General features: G+C 38.4%; 25 protein-coding genes. 24 read left to right on the top strand and 1 reads right to left on the bottom strand.

Annotated features, from left to right (window positions below; all coding sequences use genetic code 11):
* Nucleotides 1–3: 3 nt before the first annotated feature.
* The 24 genes from hisG (at nucleotide 4) to BMX21_RS06225 (ending at nucleotide 22,604) form a co-directional block, all read left to right on the top strand.
* A complete protein-coding gene (hisG, locus tag BMX21_RS06330) occupies nucleotides 4–648 on the top strand; it encodes an ATP phosphoribosyltransferase (RefSeq protein WP_022753150.1) in 645 nt (214 codons plus the stop codon).
* Nucleotides 649–688: 40 nt separating this feature from the next.
* Nucleotides 689–1,981: a histidinol dehydrogenase gene (hisD, locus tag BMX21_RS06325; RefSeq protein ID WP_092042498.1), complete on the top strand. Its 1,293-nt coding sequence runs from the start codon at nucleotides 689–691 to the stop codon at nucleotides 1,979–1,981.
* An 87-nt stretch (nucleotides 1,982–2,068) separates the two neighbouring features.
* On the top strand, nucleotides 2,069–2,656 hold the full coding sequence (gene hisB, locus BMX21_RS06320) for an imidazoleglycerol-phosphate dehydratase HisB (protein WP_022753152.1): 588 nt from the start codon (nucleotides 2,069–2,071) through the stop codon (nucleotides 2,654–2,656).
* Nucleotides 2,657–2,785: 129 nt separating this feature from the next.
* Entirely contained in the window at nucleotides 2,786–4,153 is a 1,368-nt protein-coding gene (gene hisIE / locus BMX21_RS06315; RefSeq protein ID WP_092042495.1) for a bifunctional phosphoribosyl-AMP cyclohydrolase/phosphoribosyl-ATP diphosphatase HisIE, read from the top strand.
* 188 nt (nucleotides 4,154–4,341) lie between these two features.
* Nucleotides 4,342–4,908, top strand: coding sequence for a DUF5714 domain-containing protein (locus tag BMX21_RS06310; protein ID WP_242952886.1), 567 nt, complete (start codon nucleotides 4,342–4,344; stop codon nucleotides 4,906–4,908).
* 268 nt (nucleotides 4,909–5,176) lie between these two features.
* Nucleotides 5,177–5,335 carry a hypothetical protein gene (locus tag BMX21_RS19355; RefSeq protein ID WP_177173952.1) on the top strand — a complete coding sequence of 53 codons (159 nt, stop codon included), beginning with the start codon at nucleotides 5,177–5,179 and terminating at the stop codon, nucleotides 5,333–5,335.
* A gap of 3 nt (nucleotides 5,336–5,338) precedes the next feature.
* On the top strand, nucleotides 5,339–5,653 hold the full coding sequence (locus tag BMX21_RS06305) for an NUDIX domain-containing protein (protein ID WP_278304225.1): 315 nt from the start codon (nucleotides 5,339–5,341) through the stop codon (nucleotides 5,651–5,653).
* Nucleotides 5,654–5,689: 36 nt separating this feature from the next.
* Complete coding sequence (locus BMX21_RS06300) at nucleotides 5,690–6,220, top strand: GNAT family N-acetyltransferase (RefSeq protein ID WP_330390161.1); 531 nt, start codon at nucleotides 5,690–5,692, stop codon at nucleotides 6,218–6,220.
* A gap of 41 nt (nucleotides 6,221–6,261) precedes the next feature.
* Nucleotides 6,262–6,804 carry a GNAT family N-acetyltransferase gene (locus BMX21_RS06295; protein WP_092042485.1) on the top strand — a complete coding sequence of 181 codons (543 nt, stop codon included), beginning with the start codon at nucleotides 6,262–6,264 and terminating at the stop codon, nucleotides 6,802–6,804.
* A 167-nt stretch (nucleotides 6,805–6,971) separates the two neighbouring features.
* Nucleotides 6,972–7,529, top strand: coding sequence for a helix-turn-helix domain-containing protein (locus BMX21_RS06290; RefSeq protein WP_092042482.1), 558 nt, complete (start codon nucleotides 6,972–6,974; stop codon nucleotides 7,527–7,529).
* Nucleotides 7,530–7,560: 31 nt separating this feature from the next.
* The gene (locus BMX21_RS06285) at nucleotides 7,561–7,971 is read left to right on the top strand and encodes a hypothetical protein (RefSeq protein WP_092042480.1); all 411 of its coding nucleotides are present in this window, start codon (nucleotides 7,561–7,563) and stop codon (nucleotides 7,969–7,971) included.
* Between the two features lie 124 nt (nucleotides 7,972–8,095).
* The gene (locus tag BMX21_RS06280; RefSeq protein ID WP_092042479.1) at nucleotides 8,096–8,461 is read left to right on the top strand and encodes an Imm41 family immunity protein; all 366 of its coding nucleotides are present in this window, start codon (nucleotides 8,096–8,098) and stop codon (nucleotides 8,459–8,461) included.
* A gap of 89 nt (nucleotides 8,462–8,550) precedes the next feature.
* Nucleotides 8,551–9,033 (top strand): DUF2716 domain-containing protein, encoded by a 483-nt coding sequence (locus tag BMX21_RS06275; RefSeq protein ID WP_092042476.1) that lies wholly within the window; start codon nucleotides 8,551–8,553, stop codon nucleotides 9,031–9,033.
* Nucleotides 9,034–9,054: 21 nt separating this feature from the next.
* On the top strand, nucleotides 9,055–9,342 hold the full coding sequence (locus BMX21_RS06270; RefSeq protein WP_092042473.1) for a hypothetical protein: 288 nt from the start codon (nucleotides 9,055–9,057) through the stop codon (nucleotides 9,340–9,342).
* A gap of 187 nt (nucleotides 9,343–9,529) precedes the next feature.
* Nucleotides 9,530–9,841 carry a DUF6678 family protein gene (locus tag BMX21_RS06265; RefSeq protein WP_092042470.1) on the top strand — a complete coding sequence of 104 codons (312 nt, stop codon included), beginning with the start codon at nucleotides 9,530–9,532 and terminating at the stop codon, nucleotides 9,839–9,841.
* Between the two features lie 45 nt (nucleotides 9,842–9,886).
* A complete protein-coding gene (locus BMX21_RS06260) occupies nucleotides 9,887–12,220 on the top strand; it encodes a metallophosphoesterase (protein ID WP_092042467.1) in 2,334 nt (777 codons plus the stop codon).
* Nucleotides 12,221–12,315: 95 nt separating this feature from the next.
* Nucleotides 12,316–13,014: a nicotinamide riboside transporter PnuC gene (gene pnuC / locus BMX21_RS06255; RefSeq protein WP_027217771.1), complete on the top strand. Its 699-nt coding sequence runs from the start codon at nucleotides 12,316–12,318 to the stop codon at nucleotides 13,012–13,014.
* On the top strand, nucleotides 13,004–13,474 hold the full coding sequence (locus BMX21_RS19660) for an adenylyltransferase/cytidyltransferase family protein (protein WP_242952885.1): 471 nt from the start codon (nucleotides 13,004–13,006) through the stop codon (nucleotides 13,472–13,474). Before pnuC ends, BMX21_RS19660 begins: the two co-directional genes overlap by 11 nt.
* Nucleotides 13,453–14,007, top strand: a complete 555-nt coding sequence (locus BMX21_RS19655; RefSeq protein ID WP_242952884.1) for an AAA family ATPase — start codon at nucleotides 13,453–13,455, stop codon at nucleotides 14,005–14,007. The genes BMX21_RS19660 and BMX21_RS19655 overlap by 22 nt, the downstream gene beginning before the upstream one ends.
* A 374-nt stretch (nucleotides 14,008–14,381) precedes the next feature.
* Nucleotides 14,382–16,256: an ABC transporter ATP-binding protein gene (locus BMX21_RS06245; protein ID WP_092042464.1), complete on the top strand. Its 1,875-nt coding sequence runs from the start codon at nucleotides 14,382–14,384 to the stop codon at nucleotides 16,254–16,256.
* Nucleotides 16,249–18,048: an ABC transporter ATP-binding protein gene (locus BMX21_RS06240; protein WP_092042460.1), complete on the top strand. Its 1,800-nt coding sequence runs from the start codon at nucleotides 16,249–16,251 to the stop codon at nucleotides 18,046–18,048. Before BMX21_RS06245 ends, BMX21_RS06240 begins: the two co-directional genes overlap by 8 nt.
* 137 nt (nucleotides 18,049–18,185) lie before the next feature.
* Nucleotides 18,186–20,087, top strand: a complete 1,902-nt coding sequence (locus BMX21_RS06235) for a TIGR03960 family B12-binding radical SAM protein (RefSeq protein ID WP_092042457.1) — start codon at nucleotides 18,186–18,188, stop codon at nucleotides 20,085–20,087.
* 156 nt (nucleotides 20,088–20,243) lie between these two features.
* Nucleotides 20,244–21,029, top strand: coding sequence for a TIGR03936 family radical SAM-associated protein (locus BMX21_RS06230; RefSeq protein ID WP_051199573.1), 786 nt, complete (start codon nucleotides 20,244–20,246; stop codon nucleotides 21,027–21,029).
* 189 nt (nucleotides 21,030–21,218) lie between these two features.
* Entirely contained in the window at nucleotides 21,219–22,604 is a 1,386-nt protein-coding gene (locus BMX21_RS06225; RefSeq protein WP_092042455.1) for a ribonuclease E/G, read from the top strand.
* A gap of 90 nt (nucleotides 22,605–22,694) precedes the next feature.
* On the opposite strand, the gene BMX21_RS06220 is transcribed toward BMX21_RS06225, so the two are convergent.
* Nucleotides 22,695–23,441, bottom strand: coding sequence for a GGDEF domain-containing protein (locus tag BMX21_RS06220; protein ID WP_092042453.1), 747 nt, complete (start codon nucleotides 23,439–23,441; stop codon nucleotides 22,695–22,697).
* Between the last annotated feature and the right edge of the window lie 163 nt (nucleotides 23,442–23,604).

The raw sequence follows: 23,604 nt of genomic DNA, 5'->3' as shown, positions 1-23,604 counted from the left end.
CCAATGAGATATTTAACATTTGCCCTTGGTAAAGGGCGACTTGTCAAAAGCACCATGGAACTTTTGGAAAAATGCGGTATACAGTGCGAGGAAGTAACTGACAAGGAGACCAGAAAACTTATTTTTACTAATGAAGAGTTAAAACTAAGATTCTTCCTTGCAAAAGGTCCGGATGTTCCGACCTATGTTGAGTATGGCGCTGCAGATATAGGCATAGTCGGCGAGGATACGATCCTTGAAGAAGAGCGAAATGTATATGAAGTTCTAGATCTTGGCTTTGGAAAGTGCAGGATGTGCGTTGCAGGACCACCATCTGCCAAGGAACTTCTGAGCCATCATGAGATGATACGTGTAGCCAGCAAGTATCCCAATATTGCCAAGAATTATTTTTATAATAAGAAAAATCAGACAGTTGATATTATCAAACTAAACGGCTCTGTAGAGCTTGGTCCTATCGTAGGGCTTTCAGATGTTATTGTTGATATAGTTGAGACCGGATCAACACTCAAGGCTAATGGCCTTGAAGTTCTCGAAGAGATCTGCCCTTTATCTGCAAGAGTCATAGTGAACCCTGTCAGCATGCAGATGGAGAATGACAGGATCAGAAAACTGATCGCAGATATGAAGGCTGCACTTAAAGAGTGTTAATGTAACAGTTATCTATCATCTTTATATTAGGGAGAACATAATGAAAATAGTTAAGCTTACTGATGAATCAAGATCAGAACTTCTCGACATCCTAAAAAGGAGAAGTCCTGCAAGCTATACCGAATACGAAAACACAGTAAATGATATAATAAGTAATGTAAGAGAAAAAGGTGATAAAGCTCTCTTTGAATACACGCAGAAGTTCGATAAGTGCGTGATCACTAAAGATACGATCAAAGTTACAAGAGACGAGATCGATGCAGCTTACAAAAAGCTCGATCCGGAGTTTATCGAAGTAATGAAGAAGTCTGCTGCCAATATCAAAGATTTCCACGAGAAGCAAAAGAGAGAGTCCTGGTTTACAACCAAGGATGACGGCTCAATACTGGGCCAGAGAGTCCTTCCTGTTGAAATATCAGGTGTATATGTTCCGGGAGGCAAGGCAGCGTATCCGAGTTCTGTTTTAATGAACGTGATCCCTGCCAAGGTTGCTGGAGTTGAGCGTATAGTAATGGTTACACCTCCTTCAAAGGACGGATCACTTAATGCAGGAACTCTTGTAGCTGCAGATATTGCAGGCGTTACAGAAGTTTATAAAGTTGGCGGAGCTCAGGCTATAGCAGCTATGGCTTTTGGTACAGAATCTATACCTAAGGTAGACAAGATCACAGGCCCCGGCAATATCTTCGTAGCTCTTGCCAAGAAGGCATGCTTTGGCCACGTATCTATCGATTCAATCGCAGGCCCTTCTGAGATCCTTGTAATCGCTGACGAAACTGCAAATCCAAAGTGGGTTGCAGCAGACCTTCTTTCTCAGGCAGAACACGACGAGATGGCAAGTGCCATTCTTGTAACAACTTCTCAAGAAGTTGCTGACAAGGTATCAGAAGAGATAGATAAATTCTTAGAAGTTCTTGAGAGAAAAGAGATAATACAAAAGTCACTTGATAGTTACGGCTATGCATTTGTTGCAGAAAACATGGATGATGCCATAGAAGCTGCCAATGCAATTGCTTCAGAGCACTGTGAGATTATTACAAAGAATCCATTTGAAGTAATGACTAAGGTCAAGAATGCAGGAGCTCTTTTCCTTGGACACTATTCTTCAGAGCCTTTGGGAGACTATTTTGCAGGCCCTAACCACATATTACCTACTAACCAGACTGCAAGATTCTTCTCACCTCTTTCTGTAGATGATTTTGTTAAGAAGACAAGCATCATTGCTTATTCTAAAGAAGGCCTTGAAGCAGTTCACAAGGATATAGAGAGATTTGCCAAGGAAGAGGGACTTACAGCTCACGCTAACAGCATTACGGTTAGATTTGAGTCATGAAGTAATTGAAAGATTTACAATAAGACTGTAAATTTTTCAAATAGTAAAAATGTAACTAAAAAGTCCTCATTATAGAAAGGATGACACATGGCTAGAACAGCTACTATCTCAAGAAAAACCGGAGAAACAGACATCACCGTAACAATCAACCTTGACGGCACAGGTAAAACAAGCATTGATACCGGCATAGGCTTTTTTGACCACATGCTGGATGCATTTGGACGCCACGGCCTGTTTGATCTTGACGTCAAAGTTAAGGGTGATCTGAATGTCGACGGACACCACACCGTTGAAGATACCGGCATTGTTCTCGGCCAGGCCATAGCTAAGGCTGTTGGGGACAAAAAAGGCATAAAGCGCTACGGCTCAATGATCCTTCCTATGGACGAAGCATGTGCCATGTGCGCAGTTGACCTTTGCGGAAGACCTTACTTTGTGATGGATGCAAGCTTCACAGCGCCTATGGTGGGAGAGTTTGATACTCAGCTCGTTAATGAGTTCTTCTACTCAGTATCTTATGGCGCTATGATCAATCTTCACTTAAGACTCTTCTCCGGAGAGAATGATCATCACAAGATAGAGGCTATGTTCAAGGCTTTTGCTAAAGCAATGGATCAGGCAACTATGTTTGATGAGAGAATCACGGACGTACTTAGCACCAAAGGTACTCTTTGATTTATAGAATACCAATACATAGAATAGTTATTTAAAAAGTATTATCTATTATCTTGGTAATATGACCAGAAAATAACTTGTATTTAATACATTCATATTGACTTAAAATATATCGAAAGGCCTAAATATATGAAAAAGCAGTTTATTCCATCCATAATCCTTAACGACAAAAAGGCAGTAAAAAGCTTTTTTGACAAGACTGTTATCTCTGAAAATCCTGTAGAGCTCGCTGTAAGCTACAACGACGCTAACTGTGACGCAATCATCGTATTCGACCAGTCTACAGACGATAAGAGCCACGAGGAATCGCTTGATATCCTGAAGGAGATCTGCTCTAATACAGATGTTCCCGTTATTGGTGCAGGCAATGTAAAAAGGATGGAAGATGTCAAAAAGCTCCTGTATGCAGGCTGTAAGATGGCTGCTCTTAACTTCTCCAAAGCTGAAAATGCCGAGATCCTTGAAGAAGTATCCAAGAAATTTGGCAAGGACAAGATCGTTATAAGCTATGCCGATACTGCTGATAGCAGAAAGATAGTTGCTGATAATGCAGCTGCAATAAATGAACTTGCAAGCCTGATGATCTTCATGCCAAAATCTGCGGCTGTAGATGGTCTTAATTCAAATGCGGGCTTTGCTGAAAAGCTTGTATCAAACCCTGTTGTTCCTGAAGAAGGCGTTAAGGACATACCTCACATCGTATATCTCGACAATCCGGAATCTGACCTTTCTAACTTGAAAGGCGGCGCGCTGGCAGTTCTACTATCAGATCAGGTATGCGCTATAACAGGCTCAGCCCTTTCAGCTAACGCTCAGAACATCAATGACCTCAGAAAGTTCGCCATCGAAGCAGGAATCGACGTTCAGACCTTCGAGGCAAAATACAAATGGGAAGACTTCAAGCTTGATTCTAACGGCATGGTGCCTGTTGTAGTGCAGGATTACAGAACAGATCAGGTTCTCATGGTTGCTTACATGAACGAGGAAGCTTATAACGCAACCCTCAGAACCGGCAAGATGACATATTTTAGCAGATCCCGTAATGAACTCTGGGAAAAGGGCGATACCTCAGGCCACTTCCAGTACGTTAAGAGCCTCACAGCAGACTGTGACCTCGACACGATTCTTGCAAAAGTCAAGCAGATCGGCGCTGCCTGCCACACAGGTTCCTATAGCTGCTTCTTCAACGAAATTGCCAAGAAAGACTATACTGAGAAGAACCCCCAGAAGGTTCTCGACAGCGTATATAACGTCATCGCAGACCGCAAGGTCAACCCAAGAGAAGGCTCCTACACCAACTACCTTTTCGATAAAGGACTTGATAAGATCCTCAAAAAGTGCGGCGAGGAAGCAACCGAGATCACAATCGCAGCCAAGAACGCTAACGGCAACGAGATTGTTTACGAAATGGCAGATTACCTCTATCACATGATGGTGCTTATGGTAGAAAAGGGAGTTTCATGGGAAGACGTAACTGATGAACTCGCCCGCAGGTAATTAGTAATAAATTCAAACATGAAAACAGCTCATTGAGCTGTTTTTGTTGCTTTTAATGATGTAAAAAGGATTTTCTTTTATCTGATATTATAATAGTGTTAGTGATTAACAACTTTATCGAGAGTTATTCTTAGTAAACGCTACAGGTCTACTTTATATGAATTAAGATTCATAATATAAAGCAGGAAATGGAACTACTTATGACTATTGAAGAAAAAGCAAACAGGATTATTGAAGATATACGTAATGAAAAAGGCGTAAATCCTATTAAGATGTTTAAGTCAATGGCAAAAAAAGAGTATATAAGCATACATGGGCCAGAGCATCATATATTAGATGGGGCATGTCTTTTAATGGCTTATCATAATGCTGGCGGCAAAATAGATATAGACTATGCCTTGGAGAAGCTTTTGAAAGAAGGACTTCGGATGCCGGGAGCAATGTGCGGACTGTGGGGAATATGCGGAGCGATAACATCTATAGGAGCAGCTCTTTCTATTATTGATGGTACAGGACCACTTTCTGAGGATGGCACATGGGGAGATCACATGGCATTTACATCAAGCGCCATAGGAGAGCTTGGCAAGATAAATGGCCCAAGATGTTGTAAAAGAGATGCTATGATTGCGTTCAAACATGGAATAGAGTACGTAAGACAGCACTTCGGTGTGCAGATTGAATATGAGAAGCAACACTGTGAGTTCTCATCGCAGAACCAGCAGTGTATCAAAGAAAGATGCCCGTTCTTTGGATAATGGAAAGCTTTTGGTTTCGGACGATTTAGAAATTATGGAACTTTGAATTCCAGCATAACGCTCCACCTTCTAGGGACTTAGAGCGGAAAATCAGAAGATAAATTTTATAATAGCCATTTTCTGCGGTGCTAATACTAGGGGAAATGGCTATTTTTCTATACTTTAGCTGCCTCATAAAACTAATGATTTTCGCTACACTTTGGGTTTATGTATAATAGGGATTGAAAGAATGTAAGACAGTTTGTAGCTGATATGAAAGGGTAATTTTATGTTGGCAATTGATCAGGCAGGAAACAAGTTGCTCGAATTTATCAATATTTCTGAAGATAAAGCCTCTTTAGATTATGCTCCTATAACAGTTTGTCTTCTTGTTGTAAAAATAGAGGATGACTATCTCATGGGATTTAATCATTGGAGAAAAGCCTAGGAAATATTTGGCGGTTGTCCAGAGCCGGGCGAGGATTTACGGACCACAATGATTCGTGAAGCAAAAGAGGAACTTGGAATAGAATGTGATCCGGAATGGTTGGGGCTTGCTCACTTTGAAATACAGCCAGATTACTTTAGTGATAAGATCCGAGAAGAATACGGCGCAATTTATGGAGTATCTTTAGGAAAAGAGTATCTGTCGCAAATAGAAGAATTACGAATCGATAGAGAAGAGATCGAAGAAATAAAGCTATTAAGAGAAATTACTTCTGGTGAAATCAGGGAATTGGATAGAAAGCTAACTGAGTTTTACTAAATACAAATCGCAGTTTGCGGGGAGGATTACGTGAAAATAGAAAAAGATGAAATAACAATCCGAGATTTTACGGAAACAGATCTTCCACTCATGTTTAAATGGTTGACAGATAAGAGAGTGCTGGAGTATTACGAAGGTCGTGACGTCAGGTTTACGATGGATACTTTGTCTGCACATTTTTTGGAAGAAATTCCAGATGGATTCAGAATGATCATCGAGTATAAGAAATCCCCCATCGGATATGCACAGGCCTATCAATTGAGTGGTGAATTGTTCGATGAATATGACTATCTTGACGATGGACATATAGTGTTTGCTATGGATCAGTTTATAGGTGAGCCGAAATACTGGAGTAAGGGAATAGGCTCATCTTTTTTGAAAATGATGGCTTCTCATCTGAAAGAAAATATGGCTGCGGAACGAGTTCTCCTTGACCCGCACCAAGATAATAAAAGGGCTATAAGGGCATACGAGAAAGCCGGGTTTGAAATCATTAAATCACTTCCAAAACATGAGATGTTTGAGGGAGAAAAAGTAGATTGCTGGCTGATGGAATTAGCACTGTAGATTCCAGTTTGCAGAGATGCCGTTGGTAAGAGAGGTATGCCATGATACTTGAAACGAAAAGATTGATCCTCCGACCGTGGGAAGAAAGCGATGCGGAGAATTTATTTAAATATGCAAGTCATCCTGATGTGGGACCAATCGCAGGATGGGCGGTTCATACAAGTGTAGAGAATAGCCGTGGAATAATCCGGAGGGTTCTTTCAGCGCCAGAAACCTATGCTGTAGTATTAAAAGAATCAGGCCAGCCTGTTGGCAGCATTGGACTTATGCTTGGGAAAGCCAGCAATATTGGCCTTCCTGATTCAGAAGGTGAAATCGGCTACTGGATCGGAGTTCCGTATTGGGGACGAGGGCTGATACCGGAAGCAGCCAGGGAATTGATGCGCTACGGTTTTGAAAACCTGAAACTTAATAAAATATGGTGTGGTTACTTTGATGGGAATGAAAAGTCAAAGCGTGTTCAGGAGAAGTGCGGTTTTCATTATCATCATACGGCCTATAATGTGCCCTGTGCCATAGAGGGCGTTCTCCGAACGGAACACATAACATGCCTTTCCAAAGAGGAATGGCAGTCTGTCAGATAACTTCAAGTTAAACAAAATCACTGCACACAGCCTAGGCAGGCCATCGCGCAGCGATTTTGTTCAATCGTGGCTTTTCGAACTGTTACTATAGCTGACAAAACTACGCAAAGTAGGAAATGTAACATTTCTTCATCCCATCTATAATTGCATCAACAGGAGAAAAAAGTATGGAGTGGATATCGTCATTGCAAAAAGCAATTACCTATATGGAAGAGCATCTTCTCGAAGAGATCAATTATGAAGATGTTGCAAAGCATGTGCACATTTCAAGCTATGAGTTTCATAGAGCTTTCAGCTTTCTGACAGGAACCACGGCGAATGCTTATATCCGAAATCGAAGATTATCTCTGGCCGGAAGAGAAATCGTAGATACTGATATCAGAATCACCGATATTGCACTGAAGTATGGGTACGATACACCGGAAAGTTTCACCAAGGCTTTTACCCGTTTCCATGGCATATCACCCAGTGTTGCCAGGGAAGGTAATGCCAAATTAGTACTTTTCAATCCTCTTGTAATAAAAATTACAATAGATGGAGGAAAAACAATGGAATACAAAATCGTACAGGCAGAAGCGAAGAAATTTATAGCATTGGTAAGGAGTTTTAAAACAGAAATCATAAATGATGAGGCCAATCATGATGTGGCGAATTTCTGGGCAGAGTGCAATGCCAAGCAGATGCTTTCTCCTATATGGATGCTTAGGGAGGATTGTTTCAGTTAGATAAAATATCTGGAGAAATGAGGGATACGTGATGAAATACTATAAGGAACTTACAGCGGCAATTATCTCAGAAGACTTTTATCTGACGGATGAGATAATATCCAAAATAAAAACAGAAGATGATTCTATTGAGTATGTCACGACGATTTTGACGTTTATGGAAAACAATCCGGATATTGATTATGGTATGCCTGGGCCGATAGTTCATTACGTGGAAAAGTATTACCAGAACGGATATGAACAGCTACTACATGAGTCAGTTATACGAAAACCAACGGTTCATACACTATGGATGTTTAACAGAGTTATCAATGGTTCTGATAAACCAGAAAAAGAGAAGTACTTATCGTCCTTAAAAGAGATATCTAACAACAAGTCTTTGCCTGAAAATGTCAGGGAAGAAGCTGAGTCTTTTTTGAAATATCAAGAAAGTAGAAAATGAAAGATGATAATCGGAGATCCATATAAACTTGCAATATGCATACAGAGAATTCCTGAATAGTAGAAGACTTGAAGCATCAGGAAGGATGCTGAATTATGTATGATGTCATAAAGGCGGAACTAACATGAATATAACAGAAGCAACAAAAGTATTAAGTGATAATTATGAATGCACAGGAGAAAGTTTCTTTTATTATCTATATGAAGAAAGCATCTTTTCTGTTGAGAAATTCTGGGAGTATTATGATTGTATCGTTGCATTTGTCGGGCAAAGGGATAAGGATCCGGAAATAACCAAAGAAATCGACTACACTTACCAGAAAATTCTTAAGGAATTCATTTACCATTTTGATCCTAACGATCTTACTGAATTAAAGAATTTCCCTGAGAACTACACGCAATACATTGAAAGGATTGAATTCGCACAAGCAGCTTATTATAGGAATAACTTAGCATTAATAGATGACTCAATTTTTGATTTGCAGCGATAAACTAATATTTTTCGCTACACTTGGATTTCCAAAAGCAATATGGATTTGGAAATTATGGAAATATCTGCTTAGTGAAGAGAACAGTACTTATGAGACGAATTACAAGTGATGAAGAATACAACTTAATATGGGATCGCATATTTTCTGAGTTTTGCTTTAAACCATCATATAACGAGTGGAAAGACCAGTCATGGATTAAGATCCCTAAATCAAGCAAAACGTATAAGATTGCGACATCTTGCTGGAATGAAAAGGCCGAAGCTATTGTGAATTCGTTGTTTGAAGAGATTTCTGACAGCGAGGTTTATGCGCTTGATTATCAGCATGACTGTTTTGAGTATAAGCCCTCTGAGCACATTCCATATGAATATAGCTATCAGGATGCAGGCTTCAATATTTATTTCCCCACCTATTATCCCAACGGAGATTATCATTTCTTTATTGATAAAGACTGGACTTATGGAATGTTTGGTCATCCCTGGAAACAGGAGATTGTAGTATGGGGAAAAGAGCTAATAGAGCAGTTTGATAAGCTTAGGAAGCAGGGTGTGCCTGGTATTTTTATCGACTGAACAAAAGGAGATTCGGAATAAATGCCAATTACGAGAAGCATTGAAGAAGAAAAACAAGCAGTAATAGAATGGCTGATGTATCCAAGTGAGCTTGGATGCAAGCCGAAAGCCATAAAATATACAAAACAGTTTAAGACTAATGACGGAATTGAATGCAAGATCTTCAAGTACAAGAAGTCCATGTTTTCGCCTTTGCTTTTAGCAATTTCTAGCGAATCAGGAATATTCAGCGAAATGCAAAGATATAATCCGTCAACCGAAATTGAAGATGCCACAGTTAACATGGCATGGTGTACCAAGCTTATTTAACTGATAGCATATGATTCAATGGCCATTTTCGTTTCAACGAAAGTGGCTATTTACATATAATTCAACCGTCTCATAAAACTAATGATTTTCGCTACACTTTACTACAACAAAACATACTGTAATGATGTATTATGAGTAGGAGACTAACAGCAGACCGTACTGCATACGAAAGCAGGAGTTATAAGGTATGAACAATACAAAATGGAATGAGATTTTCAGGGCATTCTTCTATGACAATGAATGTCATAAAGATAATATCTTAATCAGATGGAGAACCAAAGATTTAAATGGCTATTTATGCCCATGGGAAGGAACTTGGTCACACTTTGGATGTGAGCCCAGACATTGGGAAGACATAGATTATCTGCAGATAGAGCTTACTTTTGAAAACAAAGATTATGTCCTAGAAAAATTACGCTCTATTCATGTACCTGGTGAAATCAAGGACGACATTGTCACAATTTACGGTTACAGGACAGATGTGGACTATATTGACTAAGTTAGTAATACTCTTGGGACTATCAGAAATATAGGAGAAGGTATTATGGATAAGTATGATGAATTAAGAGAATCGTTATCAGATAACACTAAGAACATGTTATCAACATTACATGATATTAATGAACTGACTATTCCGCAAAGTGCGTTCAGCGAAGGCAATATATTAGAAAAAATACATGTTTTTTATATTTCTGATATCCATTTGGAAGAACATATGCGTAAAGCTGGAATTAACCTAGCTAATAAGAGGACTCGAAGTAAATATATAAGAAATCTGGTTAAAAAGATATTTAATAACGATACAGTTAACTATATGACTAGGAGATCTATAACGCCGTGCCATATGGCTGATCTTCTAAACGGATATTATTATTTGTTTATTGATGAAACAAGAGATATGACAGATAAAGAAAGGAGAGATCTTGAATTCAAATTAAGGAATAATAAAATATCATTATCTGTTGAGCCACGTCTTAGAAAGTGTCTTATTATTGATGGTGATCTAGCTGATAATATCGATAATGTAGAGATGTTCTTTTTGTTTATGAGAAAACAGATAAATAAATTTAAATATGAAGACGATATATGCTGCCCTATATTTTATATACTAGGCAATCATGAATGTTCTAATTACAATACTGTTGAAGAGGCTGTTCAGGTATATAAAGATCGTTTAAGTGAATATGATATTACTGTTCTAAATAATGAATCTGTTGAATTTAGAAACTGCATAGTATTTGGTGGGACAGGCTTTGCAAAGTATAACAACTTTTATAACTCTAATAACCTTGTTGGTCCCAAAGATATGCATGGCAATAGAGAATACGAAGCATGTGAATCAGATAGAACTAATCAAGAATATGAAAAATTATTGTCCGTAGCAAAAGAAACCCAAAAGCCACTTATAGCTATTACACATTATCCATTAAAAGACTGGATGAATAGCCAGGTTGATAATCATTGTTATTACTTTACTGGACATGATCACATAAATACTATATCTTCACAAAACAATAGCCGCATATTTGCAGACAATCAGATCGGATATGATAATACAGAGATTGAATTGAAAGATGCTATAATCGGTGCGTGTTATAATCCATTTATAAATTATGATGATGGAATTCATGAAATTACAATTAAACAGTATATGGATTTTTATAGATATAATGGAGAAGATATACGTGTTGGACATATAAGAAATCAGTTATCAAAGAATGCTAAGTTTTATATGATAAAGCAAAATGGATTCTATGGATTCTTTGTTGTTAATAATAAAAACACAAAGATTTGTGAAGGAGGATTAGTAAAGACTATCAGCGAGATAACAGATATAAGGTATTTTTACGAATGCTTCTATTCTATGATTTATCAGTATGTTTCTGCACTTTTACCATTACGAAAATATCAAGAAAGGTTATCGGAAACTGTCAAAGAATTAAAAATACCTTACCCTGAAGCTGGGCATATACATGGACTAATAGTTGATGTGGATTTTTATCATCATATGATGATTAATCCTAATGATGGGAAGATTACATTTTATTATTCTCCATTCTTTGGTCTTGTGAAAGAATTGGGCTCTTTTTCAAAGCTTCTTAAATCCATGGAATCACATGATTATTATATAAAATGTAATAGAGATTACCTAGAAGCGAAAAAACAGGCTGTTACTAAAGGTATACTAAAAAAAGTAGGTAAAGACAACCATGACTTTGAAAAAATTGATATCAAAAACAGTCTTTACAGCGTTTCTAGGAGAGTGAATCAATTACAAAGACTCTTTACATCCAATATTCTACGTGAATGGGATGATTCTATAATAAAAAGAATTGTAGGTGAAGATATTGTTAATAATATGATCCCAGAAGATAAAGAGCTTACGGATTATAAACTTGTCCAGAAAAACTGGATGAATCTTGAAAGAATATCATCAGATAAAATAACACCGAAATTAGTTAGATGTGCATTAGATAACAGAAGGAAATGCATCTTTCCATATACAGCGCTTTCTGACGATGGATTTGTTGACTTCAAAAGCCGAATGTCAAATGAAAAGTTACAGGAGTATATCAAGCATATCCCTGAAGATGTTTTGAAAATGTGTATTAAAGATTTTTCAGATGCTTTAGGTATTAGGATTTTAGAGGTCTTTCCTCTTGGTTTATTAGGCGAGAGAGAATTAGATTATATATGTAATAAATTCCCTGTCGATACAAAATTTATTTTGGAATTAGCAAGTAGATTGCCAAATGAGCGTTGGACTGATGAAGTAGGCAAGAGAATTGCCAGATTAGTAAAGGTAAAGGCAAGACCAAGATATTGCGAAAAAACAGTATGGGATCAAATAACTTTTTTTAGGAATAAAACAATGTAGTATGAGCAGTATAGATTTTTATATTCAAAGATTCAAGGAATGGGCCCAGCAGTGAAATATCTTCAAAAGGCAATACTAAAAGAAAGAGGACTTAAATGAAAGCAATACGTAACTATTTAAAAGAAGAACTTGCCGGATGGAAAGTATTTGATGTGGCGTGGCTTGCGCTTGCCACAGCGGTTATACTTGGATTATCTATTTACTGGAAAGATTCGCTGATCAGTCTTTTTGCAGCTCTTACTGGTGTATGGTGCGTAATACTTACCGGCAAAGGCAAGCGTTCATCGTTTATCTTTGGATTTTTTAACACAATTCTATATGCCATAGTTGCTTTCGGTGCAAAATATTATGGCGAAGTAATGCTAAACGTCTTATACTATCTGCCCCTCAATTTCGTAGGATTCATCGCCTGGCGCAAATATATGAATTCTGAAACAGGTGAAGTCATAAAAGAACGTCTTAATCCATCGAAAAGTCTTATACTTTACACTATTACTGCGATTGGAATTGTTGGCTATGGAATGATTCTGAAGATGCTTGGTGGTAATCTGCCATATGTTGACAGTATGAGTACCGTTGTATCGATAGTAGCTCAGATACTTTCAATTAAGCGTCTTACAGAACAGTGGATCCTGTGGATCGTTGTTGATGTCGTCACGGTATTTATGTGGGCTGTTAATTTTATGCAGGGCGGCGAAACAATTGCTACGCTGGCTATGTGGTCGGTGTATCTTGTAAATGCGTTTATCATGTTCTTCCGCTGGTATAAGGAGGCTAAGAAAAATGAGATATAAAGTTGGAATGTATGGCGGATCTTTTAATCCGCTGCACCTGGGCCACGTTGACTGCATAATACAGGCAGCCAACATGTGCGAGGAATTATATATAGTATTAAGCGTTGGCACTAATCGCGGCGAGATCGATTACAGAGTAAGATACAGGTGGCTGTATCAGCTTACCAAGCACATCGGGAATGTTAGTATCATAATGCTTGAGGACGATACGGTTTCCAAGGAAGATTACAACGAAAACTGCTGGGATGCAGATGCTAAGAAGGTAAAAGAGAAAATTGGTAAGCCTATAGATATTGTCTTTGCGGTGATGATTATGATGAAAACAGCTTTTGGAATAAGTGCTATCCAGACAGCGAGCTGCATAGATTCCCAAGAAATGAAATTAGCTCTACGCAGATTAGAAAGAATCCATATGAGCATTGGGAGTGGCTCCCAAATGTGGTTAAGCCTTTTTATGTAAAAAAGGTTCTTTTGATGGGCGGCGAAAGCACCGGAAAATCCACATTGACAATCAATCTTGCAAATCGTTTTGCAACAAATTACATAGATGAGGCCGGAAGAGATATTTCTGAGAGAAGCGGAACAGACCTGATGATGTTATCTGCGGATTTTACAGAAATACTGTTGCAGCATAAGCTTAACGAGATCAAGGCTATAGAAAACAGTAATAAAGTACTTTTTGTTGATACCGATGCTCTTGTTACGCAGTTTTACATGAACTTCCTCAATGATCCTGAGATTGAGAAAAATAAAGCTTTGTCTGATGCCATAGACGCCATCAATACCTATGATTTGGTTCTGTTCCTTGAGCCGGATGTTCCTTTTGTTCAGGACGGAGACAGAAGTGAAGTCATTAGAGATGATAGGCTTAAATATAGCAACCAGATCAAAGAACTGATACTTTCTCATGGCAAACAAGTCGTATCCATAAAAGGTTCGTATCAGGAACGATACATGGCTGCTGTCAGAGAAGTTGAGAAATTGCTAAAATGAATCAATAAATTAAAGCCTCTTTTTACCGCACTCAGTAAAGAGCTTCCACTTTCAGATGAAAAATTACTTCAGGATACTTGAATGGCGAGTTCGTATGTATAAAGTAATATCTATTGAAGAATATACAGCAACAAGAGATATAAAACTCAAAAATATGCAGGCAGGAACAATTCATAGATAAAAGAAGCCAATTGGACACAGTCCGGTTGGCTTTTTTTGAATAATCGACATATTTCATATATAAATGACAATGTATCTAAAAACAAATAATGAGAATATATTAGCAAAAAATGATTACTATATATTTTTTTAATATATATATAATTATAATTGTTTCTTATTTTTTGCTCTAAGTCAGAAAAGGGGGTGGCAACATGGAGAGCGAATTTAAAGAAAGCAAAGATAACCCGCTTCATAAAGAATATGGGATATGGAGCAATACTGTTTTTATCCTGAAAAAGATGTGGCAGTATAAAAAAGGCGTTATCTTTCTGGTTATTCTGGGAATGGTATGCAGTTCCGTCTTATTGTATTTCTGGGGGATTTTTGGAAAATACGTCATCGATATCATTCAAATGGGATTAAGCAAAGAGGAAGGAATACGGCAGCTGACAAAGCTTATATTAGTTGCAGGAAGCATAAATCTGGCGCTTAATATCGGACGAACTTTGGCTGATAACAGAGTATGGTACAACCTTATATCCATTCGTATGAGTATGCTTACAGAAAGAATTGCAAAGGTTGTTACACTTAGGTACGAGCTTATTGAAAGACCGGATGTACTTGACGTTGCAGAGCGTGCAACGAGGGCAACTAATTCTGATGACAACGGTGTACAGGGTATGATGCAACTAATGAGGCAGGTTTTGACAAACGCCTTTACACTTGTTGTCACTTTTGCTGCTATTCTGATTCTTGATTACAGGCTTATCATAGCACTTATCCTTCTTGGAGTGCTGCAATATCTGTATTACAGAAAGATTGTGAAGACGGATAAGGAGCAGGTGTGGAACAAGATATCTGCTGCATCCCGCAAATCAGAATACATGACCAGAATTACTCAGGATTTTGATTTTGCCAAAGATATCAGACTCTTTGGTCTAAGTAATTTTCTGTCGAAGAAGCAGGAAGAAGTTAATAAAGAACGAATTGAAAAGATCGACCTTCACAGAGATCTCTGGTTTAAACATGCTCTTGTTGTACAGATAGCCTATGTCATAATAAAGGGTCTAATCTATACAACTCTTTTTGTTTCTGTATTTAGAAAAGGCTTGTCCGTGTCGAATTTCACGATGTTCTTATCTTTGGCAATGGCTTTTTCTTCTGCACTTTTAAACTTTTTACAGAGATTTGGTGATTATAAGAAGGCTTCTCTTGAAGTAGATGACTTCAGATCATTTTTGGATCTTGACCTTGATATGGATGAACGAGATTGTATCTCGATCCCTGAGGCTGAAAACTATGAGATCGAATTTAAAAATGTTTCGTATAAGTATTATAAAGCAGACAATTACTCCTTGAAAAATCTGAATTTGAAGATAAATGCCGGAGAAAAGCTTGCAGTAGTTGGCCTTAACGGAGCAGGCAAGACTACTATGATAAAGCTCCTTTTAAGATTGTATGAACCGACAGGAGGCATCATAACTCTTAATGGCATAGATATCAGGAGATTCAAAAGAGAAGATTATTACAAGCTGTTTGCACCTGTATTCCAAAACATTGAAATATTTGCTTTTAGTATAGCTGAGAATATAGCTATGCAAAGTGGCAAGGACCTTGACAAAGAAAAGGCACTAAACTGCGTAATTGAAGCAGGGCTTAAAGAAAAGATTGATTCTTTGGTAAAAGGTATTGATTCGCCTCTTACAAATATCATAGAAGATTATGGTATCGATATGTCAGGCGGAGAGAAGCAAAAGCTTGCTCTTGCAAGAGCTCTTTACAAAGGCGGTAAGTTTGTAGTACTTGATGAGCCGACATCTGCTCTTGATGCTATAGCAGAGCAGAAATTATATGAATCTTTTGATGAAATGATCGGGCGAAAATCTGCAGTATACATTTCTCACAGACTGGCATCAACAAGGTTTTGCGACAGGATTGCTATGTTTGAAAAAGGATCATTGATTGAACTTGGAACCCATGATGAATTGATGGTGCAAAATGGAAAATACGCAGAAATGTTTAACGTCCAGGCTCAGTATTATCGCGAAGATGAGACTGCAGAAAGCGAGGTAGAAAAAGTTGGCTGATAACAAAAAAGAAACCTCATTATATAAAATCAGTTCTGTTATACGAGTTTTGTTCGGCACTGCAGCAAGGAAATATCCTCTTTTCTTCGCATGGGAGAGTATCAAGACTATTGTTTCGATCGCTCAGCCCTTCATTGCCATAATGATATCCCCGCTTATAGTAGATGAGATTGTCGGCGGGCGAGACATTAAAAAGCTGATATTTTATGCAGCTGTTTTGATAATAGGCGAATTTGTAGCAACAATGCTAATAGAAAAAAGTAATAGCGTTCTTGGCAAATATCAGGAAAGGCTTGAATGTTATTTTGATGTCCTTTTGGGCAAACAGACTATGGAACTTGACTTTCAGCTCACTGAGGACAAAGAAGCACTCGATCAGCTGCAGAAAGCCAAAACCGGCATGAGCTGGTACTCGGGAGGAGTTTATGGAGTTGCAGAACAGGTCTTTATGTTTGCAGGTAACATATTCAAAATGGCAGGCCTTGCCACTGTTATTATCCTGCATGCACCTGCTTTACTGTTGATACTGGCTGTATATGCTGTTTTTCATTTTGCATTGACAACTAAGATCAACAAATTTGCAGTAGCTTCATTTAATAAGCTGTCTAAGTTTAATAACATGTTTGGCTATTTTGCCTGGGAAGTTGTAGATTCACGTTATGGAAAAGATATAAGACTCTATAATGCCAAAGATATCATATTAAATGCCTGGAAAGATAATACCAAAATGCAGATAGACACATGGAAATGGCAGGCAGATAAGGAACTTCCATATGATTTATTACTGGAAATAGCTGTATTTGCAGAGAGTATGTTTACATACTTCTATGTGGCGCTTCTTGCAATAGGTGGAGCATTTGGAATAGGTGTGTTCACTCAGCTTATTACCGCGGAGGGCTCTCTCGAAAATACATTATTTAATCTTGTATGGAATGTTACAGAGCTTGTTAAGAGGTGTAATTATGCCTATGAGTATGTCGTTTTCATGGATTATCCTGCAGCGCTTCCAAAGGGTGATAAGCATATTGAGAAAAAAGATCACGAGATAGAATTTAGACATGTCTCTTTTGCCTATCCTAAGACAGACAGGAAAATACTTGATGATATAAGTATTAAGATAAGATCTGGTGAGCACCTCTCAATCGTAGGTCTTAACGGAGCCGGTAAGACCACATTCATAAAACTTTTGTGCAGACTCTATGACCCTACTGAGGGAGAGATATTAGTAGATGGTGTTAATATCAAGGAATACGATTATAAAGAGTACATGCAGCAGATAGCACCTGTCTTTCAGGATTTCAAGCTTTTTGCTTTCAGCATGGGCGAGAATATTGCTTTTGACAAGGCAAGTAATGCTAAAATGTCCAAGTACACAGACCTGGTTGGATTAAAGAATCTGGTAAAAAAGCTTGATAACGGCTTTAATACCAATATTTTCAAGTACTTTGATGAAAAAGGTATAGAACCTTCAGGCGGAGAACAGCAGAAGATAGCTATCTCAAGAGCTCTTTTCAAAGAATCTCCAATAGTGATCCTTGATGAGCCTACAGCTGCGCTTGACCCGCTTGCAGAGTATGAAGTATACAAAGAGTTCCACACCCTTGTCGGTGGAAAAACTGCAGTCTATATCTCTCACAGGCTTTCAAGCTGCAAATTCTGCGACAAGATAGCGGTATTTTCAGATGGACACATTGCGGAATATGGAACACATGATGAACTGATAAACATCCCTTCAGGAATCTATGCAGAGATGTTCGAAGCTCAGGCCAAGTATTATAGGGATGCTTCATAAGTAAATATTTACATTAGGTTATAGCGGAATGGATATTATTATCTGTTCCGTTATTTTTAATAGACAGCCAAATGTGGTATGATAGGTGAGATAAAAGGTTCCCAAAACTTTTGCACTACAATTTTTATGGAGATTTTATGAACGAAAAACTGGCACTTAGCGATGATATTTTGCTTTCCTGCGAAAAGCCGGAGAGATATATAGGTAACGAGGTTAATAGTGTTACCAAGGATTTGAAGGATGTAAAGATTCGCTTTGCATTCTGCTTTCCCGATGTATACGAGATTGGAATGTCCCACCTGGGTATTCAGATTCTCTACGGCATGTTCAATTCTTACGACGACGTATGGTGCGAACGTGTCTATTCGCCATGGACTGACATGAATCAGGTCATGAGAGAGAACAAGATCCCTCTTTTTGCCCTTGAATCCCAGGACCCTGTAAAAGAGTTCGATTTCCTCGGATTCACCCTTCAGTACGAGCTTTGCTACACCAACATACTGCAGGTTTTAGACCTTTCAGGCATTCCGTTTACAAGCGCAGAGCGTACCGACTGGACATACCCGATCGTTATCGGCGGCGGCCCTTGTACCTACAACCCTGAGCCGATCGCAGACTTTTTTGACATATTCTATATAGGTGAGGGTGAAAACCACTACAGAGCCCTATTCGACCTTTATGAGCAGTGCAAGGCAGATGGAACTTCACGCCGCGACTTCCTTATCAAAGCTGCATCAATCCCGGGAATGTACATTCCGTCCCTTTACGAAGTCAAATACAAGGAAGATGGCACCATAGAATCCATGCTTCCTACAATAGAAGGCATTCCATCACATATCACTAAAGATATCGTAACTGATCTTGACCACGCTTTCTATCCCAGTAAGCCTGTAGTTCCTTTTATCAAGGCTACTCAGGATCGTATAGTTCTTGAAGTTATGCGCGGCTGCATAAGAGGATGCCGCTTCTGTCAGGCAGGTCAGCTTTACAGGCCCAAGAGAGAGAAGAGCCACGAAGTCCTTGAAAAGCAGGCTGTAGAGCTTTTAAAGAACACAGGATATGAAGAGATATCACTAAGCTCACTGTCAACTTCAGACTACGAGCAGCTTCCACAGCTTCTTGACTTTTTGTTAAAAGAATGCGGAAGTAAGCATGTTAATATCTCACTTCCTTCACTTAGAATAGATAACTTTTCACTTGATGTCATGAGCAAAGTCCAGGATATCAAGAAGAGTTCACTTACATTTGCTGCTGAGGCAGGTTCCCAGCGCCTTCGTGACGTTATAAATAAGGGCGTCACAGAAGAAGATATTATAAGAGGCTCTCATGAAGCCTTCCTTGGAGGCTGGAACAAGGTTAAGTTCTACTTCATGCTGGGACACCCGTGGGAGACTGATGAAGATATAGCAGGTATCGGCGAGATTTGTAACAGAGTTGCAGCCGAGTATTTTGATACAGTACCTAAGGAAAAGAGAAACGGCCAGTCTGTTGAGATAACAGCCAGCACCAGTTTCTTTGTTCCAAAGCCCTTTACTCCATTCCAGTGGGCACCTATGTGCAGACCCGAAGAGTTCCTTGAAAAAGCAGCTAAAACTAAAGCAGGTATCAGATCTCAGGTCAACCAGAAGAGAATCAAGTATAACTGGCACGAAGCTAATGCAAGTATGCTTGAAGGTGTATTCGCAAGAGGTGACAGAAAGCTTTGCAAGGCAATCCTCAGAGCTTATGAGAAAGGCTGTATCTACGATGCCTGGGGCGAATACTTCAAGTATGATGTATGGATGGAAACTTTTGAAGAACTGGGAATAGATCCTTGGTTTTATGTAAGCCGTACAAGAACAGATGATGAGATATTCCCATGGGATATCCTTGACTGCGGCGTTACAAAGTCATTCCTTCTTCGTGAGTGGCATACATCACAACAAGCTAAGATATCCAAGAACTGCGCAAATCAGTGCATGGGCTGCGGCGCAAGACAGTACGGCGTTGGAGTCTGCATGGAACCCAAGACAGACAAAGACGTAGGCTATGCGGTATAAGGGAGATTAATGATCATCACGGATGATCATTAACTCCTGAAATAAAATCATGAATGATTTTATTTCGTGAATAGAAATGTTCGGAAGGGAGATTACTGATCATCTTTGGATGATCAGTAACTCCGCCGCTTATTACAAGTTAAAAGGTATATATTCATGACAAAAATCAGATTAAAGTTTAGCAAAAGAGGTCCGGTGCGTTTTATTGGGCACCTTGACCTTATGAGATATTTTCAGAAAGTTAACAGACGTGCTGATATTGACGTTAAGTATTCGGAAGGCTTCAGCCCTCATCAGGTCCTGTCATTTGCAGAGCCTTTGAGCGTTGGTGCAACATCTGATGGAGAGTATCTTGATATTCAGATGAATTCTGAGCCTGATATAAAGACTCTTATCGATCAGCTCAATAGCGTTATGAACGAAGGCATAGAAATCCTTGATGCCTGCATACTTGACGAGAAGTCTGAGAAGGCAATGACTCTTGTAGATGCAGCAGAGTGGATCCTGACTTTCCGTGAAGGGAAGGAGCCTGCCGATGGCTGGGAAGATGAACTTAAAGAGTATATGGCCAAGGATGAACTTCCTGCCATCAAGAAGACCAAAAGGGGCGAAACACAGATCAACATGAAGCCTCTTATCTTCAAGGCAGAGGTTGTAGCCAAGAAGGACCTTAGAGGATACTCTGATCCGGAATACAGATATATTGATAACAATCTTGATGATAATATCTCATGTATTCACCTCTTTGTAAGTTCCGGAAGTGCTGATCACTTAAAGCCCGGCATGGTAATCGAGAACTTCATGAGAGAGTCAGGTCAGCAGATGCAGCCCAATGCTATAAGGCTTCACAGAGTTGATACATTCTTAAAAGGCGAAGATGAGAAGGGAACCTATGAAGTTCCTATGACAGATACCGAAGGTAAATATAAAATATATCTTTAATATAGCGCATAAGAAAATACTTCCTTTTTTAGAATTCAAAGTGGCATAAGGAGATTCTTCTTTTTTAGAATTATTTCCTTATGCTTAAATTTACTATTAGAAAAAACATAATAGTCAAAGTAAACTTTTGGCAACTACTGGAAACATAGAACAATTTATCAAAAATCACAAAATAATCTATAAAGAATTATGAAAATACTGATCACAAGAGAAACAGATAATAATTATAGAAAAGATGCTCCTGCTTTAAATGAACATGTTCACAAAAAGATAAGGGTAAGCCTATATGATGATAATAAATTAGAGCTTTCATATACTACAAGTGGAAGCTCTGATTATGTTGGGAATATCTATGCCGGCCACGTTGAGAATATTGTCGGGAATATTAATGCAGCGTTTGTGCGCTTTAAGTCAGACAGCCCCAATGTTAAGGACAATATCGGATATCTTGATCTTAAAGATATAGTTCCGGAATGTATACTTTCAAGAAAGTCAGAAGATGAACCCAAACTTAGAAACGGCGATATAGTTCTTGTTCAGGTCAAAAAGCCTGCTGTCAAGACTAAACAGGTAGTTCTTACAACCAAGCTTTCCATAAGCGGACGATATGCCGCCATTACCCTTGGTCAGAAGGGAATAGGATGTTCTAAGAAACTATCTGAAGAGAAGAGAAAAGATATAATTGCTATACTAAAGCACGACTTCTCTATAAGAGAAAGAATATCTGATACTTACGGTCTTATAGCAAGAACCGAATGTGAAGATCTTCTTGATAAAAAAATCGAGAATGAAACTTGCAAGCCTGATCATGACAAAGGAGTACTAAACTCTAATCCTTTTGATGTTGTAAGAAAAGAAGTTGACCTTCTATGTGACAAGATAGATGAAATGCTAAGAATCGGCGCTACAAGATCGGTTGCAACCTGCCTTTATGAGACTGCAAGCGACCGCGATTTTTCCGATAAGCTTCATAGATGCCTTGAATACTATAATCTGAAGCAAAAAAGCCTGAAAAACCATGAGACAAAATGCTCAAATAAAAGCACTCCAAGTAAAGATGATCTGGCAAAGTCCATTAATCTGGAGACTGTTACTGACGATACAGAGCTTTTTTCTATGTATAATGCAAGCTCTTTTCATGCTGATCATCCGGAAGTTACAGGAAGACTATTGTCGCCCAAGGACGGATCTATAAATATACTTTACGGCCTTCAAACACTTCTTGAAAAAGCATCACTAAAGAAAGTATGGCTATCAAGTGGAGCATACCTTGTTATCGAATCAACTGAGGCTATGCATGTTATTGATGTTAATACGGGCAAAGCTGTCGATAAAAAAGGAAATCTGTTCCTTGATATCAATATTGAAGCTGCTATAGAATCCGCCCGCCAGATACGACTTCGAAATTTTTCAGGAATGATACTTATAGATTTTATCAATATGAATGAAAAAAAAGACTATAAACTCCTTGAAAATACTCTTAACACCGAACTTTCCATGGACCCGGTAAGCAGCAAATTTATAGACTTTACAAAACTTGGAATAGCAGAGATCACCAGAATAAAAAAAGATTAATAATATTATTATTCAGTCTGTCCACTTACAAAACGTACGACGCCCTTAAGGTGCGCCGTACGTTTTCGAAGGTGTCCTATAAATTTATACTTACTGAGCTTTTGCTTGTTTCTTTTTGTTTTCTTTGATTTTTCTATAAGCTTCTGCAATGATATCAGAGAACTTGCTTGCATGGAAGGTACTGTTTATAACATACGCATAGCTTATTTCTATAGAGTCTTTGCCAGGCTGCATATTATATTCATATACACGCTTATCAAGCTTCTGGAAGAACTCTTTCATCTTAAGATCATCACAGTTTTCAACAATAAGAAGGAATTCGTTACCACCATTTCTTCCGGCAAAACCGTACTCATCACTGATATCTTCAAGCATCCAGGAGAAATCTACAAGGGCCTGGTTGCCGGCGATTCGGCCTTTTTCTCTGTTGATATCGATAAGGTTATTGATGATGATGACAGCACAGGCGACATTACTTAATTTTCTGTCTTCGCCGTACATCTCAAATACCAGATCACAGCTAAATCTGTTAGGAATACCTGTAAGAGCATCTAGATATGATTTATTTTTCTGTTCTTCGTATTCAGTCAGTACAGGCACATATTTGGACAGATCAAAGATAGTTACCAGTATGCCAATTAGTATCAATACAAATAGTGAGATATTTGTTACTTTTAATAGATTAGAATGTTCCACATAATTGCGCATATCAGGAACAGACATAAATAGAATGATGTAGACTATGATAACGAGTATCATCAGTATCAGCTGAATGATCTTAAGTGCTTTAAATGAGTCAGCATATTTTTGTTTTTGAATTTCTTTAATCGGATTCATAATTACCTTAACCCCCTCGGCAAGTTGTTATATATAGTAAATGACTAAAAATGCACTTTGAAAGTGACCAAATGACCTATATGCCGGCATTTGATAACTTACATAAGGCATCTTCAAAATCCTTTTACTATTGTATTTTTGAAACAGATTTGAAATAAAAAAA

This window comes from Butyrivibrio sp. TB (assembly GCF_900110805.1).
GTDB lineage: Bacteria > Bacillota > Clostridia > Lachnospirales > Lachnospiraceae > Butyrivibrio > Butyrivibrio fibrisolvens_C.
This window is presented reverse-complemented; position numbering and strand designations above follow the sequence as displayed.

Excerpts from the sequence above, each read along its gene's own strand:
- hisG (WP_022753150.1), top strand. The coding sequence starts at position 4 with ATGAGATATTTAACATTTGCCCTTGGTAAAGGGCGACTTGTCAAAAGC.
- hisD (WP_092042498.1), top strand. The coding sequence starts at position 689 with ATGAAAATAGTTAAGCTTACTGATGAATCAAGATCAGAACTTCTCGAC.
- hisB (WP_022753152.1), top strand. The coding sequence starts at position 2,069 with ATGGCTAGAACAGCTACTATCTCAAGAAAAACCGGAGAAACAGACATC.
- hisIE (WP_092042495.1), top strand. The coding sequence starts at position 2,786 with ATGAAAAAGCAGTTTATTCCATCCATAATCCTTAACGACAAAAAGGCA.
- BMX21_RS06310 (WP_242952886.1), top strand. The coding sequence starts at position 4,342 with ATGGAACTACTTATGACTATTGAAGAAAAAGCAAACAGGATTATTGAA.
- BMX21_RS19355 (WP_177173952.1), top strand. The coding sequence starts at position 5,177 with ATGTTGGCAATTGATCAGGCAGGAAACAAGTTGCTCGAATTTATCAAT.
- BMX21_RS06295 (WP_092042485.1), top strand. The coding sequence starts at position 6,262 with ATGATACTTGAAACGAAAAGATTGATCCTCCGACCGTGGGAAGAAAGC.
- BMX21_RS06290 (WP_092042482.1), top strand. The coding sequence starts at position 6,972 with ATGGAGTGGATATCGTCATTGCAAAAAGCAATTACCTATATGGAAGAG.
- BMX21_RS06285 (WP_092042480.1), top strand. The coding sequence starts at position 7,561 with ATGAAATACTATAAGGAACTTACAGCGGCAATTATCTCAGAAGACTTT.
- BMX21_RS06280 (WP_092042479.1), top strand. The coding sequence starts at position 8,096 with ATGAATATAACAGAAGCAACAAAAGTATTAAGTGATAATTATGAATGC.
- BMX21_RS06275 (WP_092042476.1), top strand. The coding sequence starts at position 8,551 with ATGAGACGAATTACAAGTGATGAAGAATACAACTTAATATGGGATCGC.
- BMX21_RS06270 (WP_092042473.1), top strand. The coding sequence starts at position 9,055 with ATGCCAATTACGAGAAGCATTGAAGAAGAAAAACAAGCAGTAATAGAA.
- BMX21_RS06265 (WP_092042470.1), top strand. The coding sequence starts at position 9,530 with ATGAACAATACAAAATGGAATGAGATTTTCAGGGCATTCTTCTATGAC.
- BMX21_RS06260 (WP_092042467.1), top strand. The coding sequence starts at position 9,887 with ATGGATAAGTATGATGAATTAAGAGAATCGTTATCAGATAACACTAAG.
- pnuC (WP_027217771.1), top strand. The coding sequence starts at position 12,316 with ATGAAAGCAATACGTAACTATTTAAAAGAAGAACTTGCCGGATGGAAA.
- BMX21_RS19660 (WP_242952885.1), top strand. The coding sequence starts at position 13,004 with ATGAGATATAAAGTTGGAATGTATGGCGGATCTTTTAATCCGCTGCAC.
- BMX21_RS06245 (WP_092042464.1), top strand. The coding sequence starts at position 14,382 with ATGGAGAGCGAATTTAAAGAAAGCAAAGATAACCCGCTTCATAAAGAA.
- BMX21_RS06235 (WP_092042457.1), top strand. The coding sequence starts at position 18,186 with ATGAACGAAAAACTGGCACTTAGCGATGATATTTTGCTTTCCTGCGAA.
- BMX21_RS06230 (WP_051199573.1), top strand. The coding sequence starts at position 20,244 with ATGACAAAAATCAGATTAAAGTTTAGCAAAAGAGGTCCGGTGCGTTTT.
- BMX21_RS06225 (WP_092042455.1), top strand. The coding sequence starts at position 21,219 with ATGAAAATACTGATCACAAGAGAAACAGATAATAATTATAGAAAAGAT.
- BMX21_RS06220 (WP_092042453.1), bottom strand. The coding sequence starts at position 23,441 with ATGAATCCGATTAAAGAAATTCAAAAACAAAAATATGCTGACTCATTT.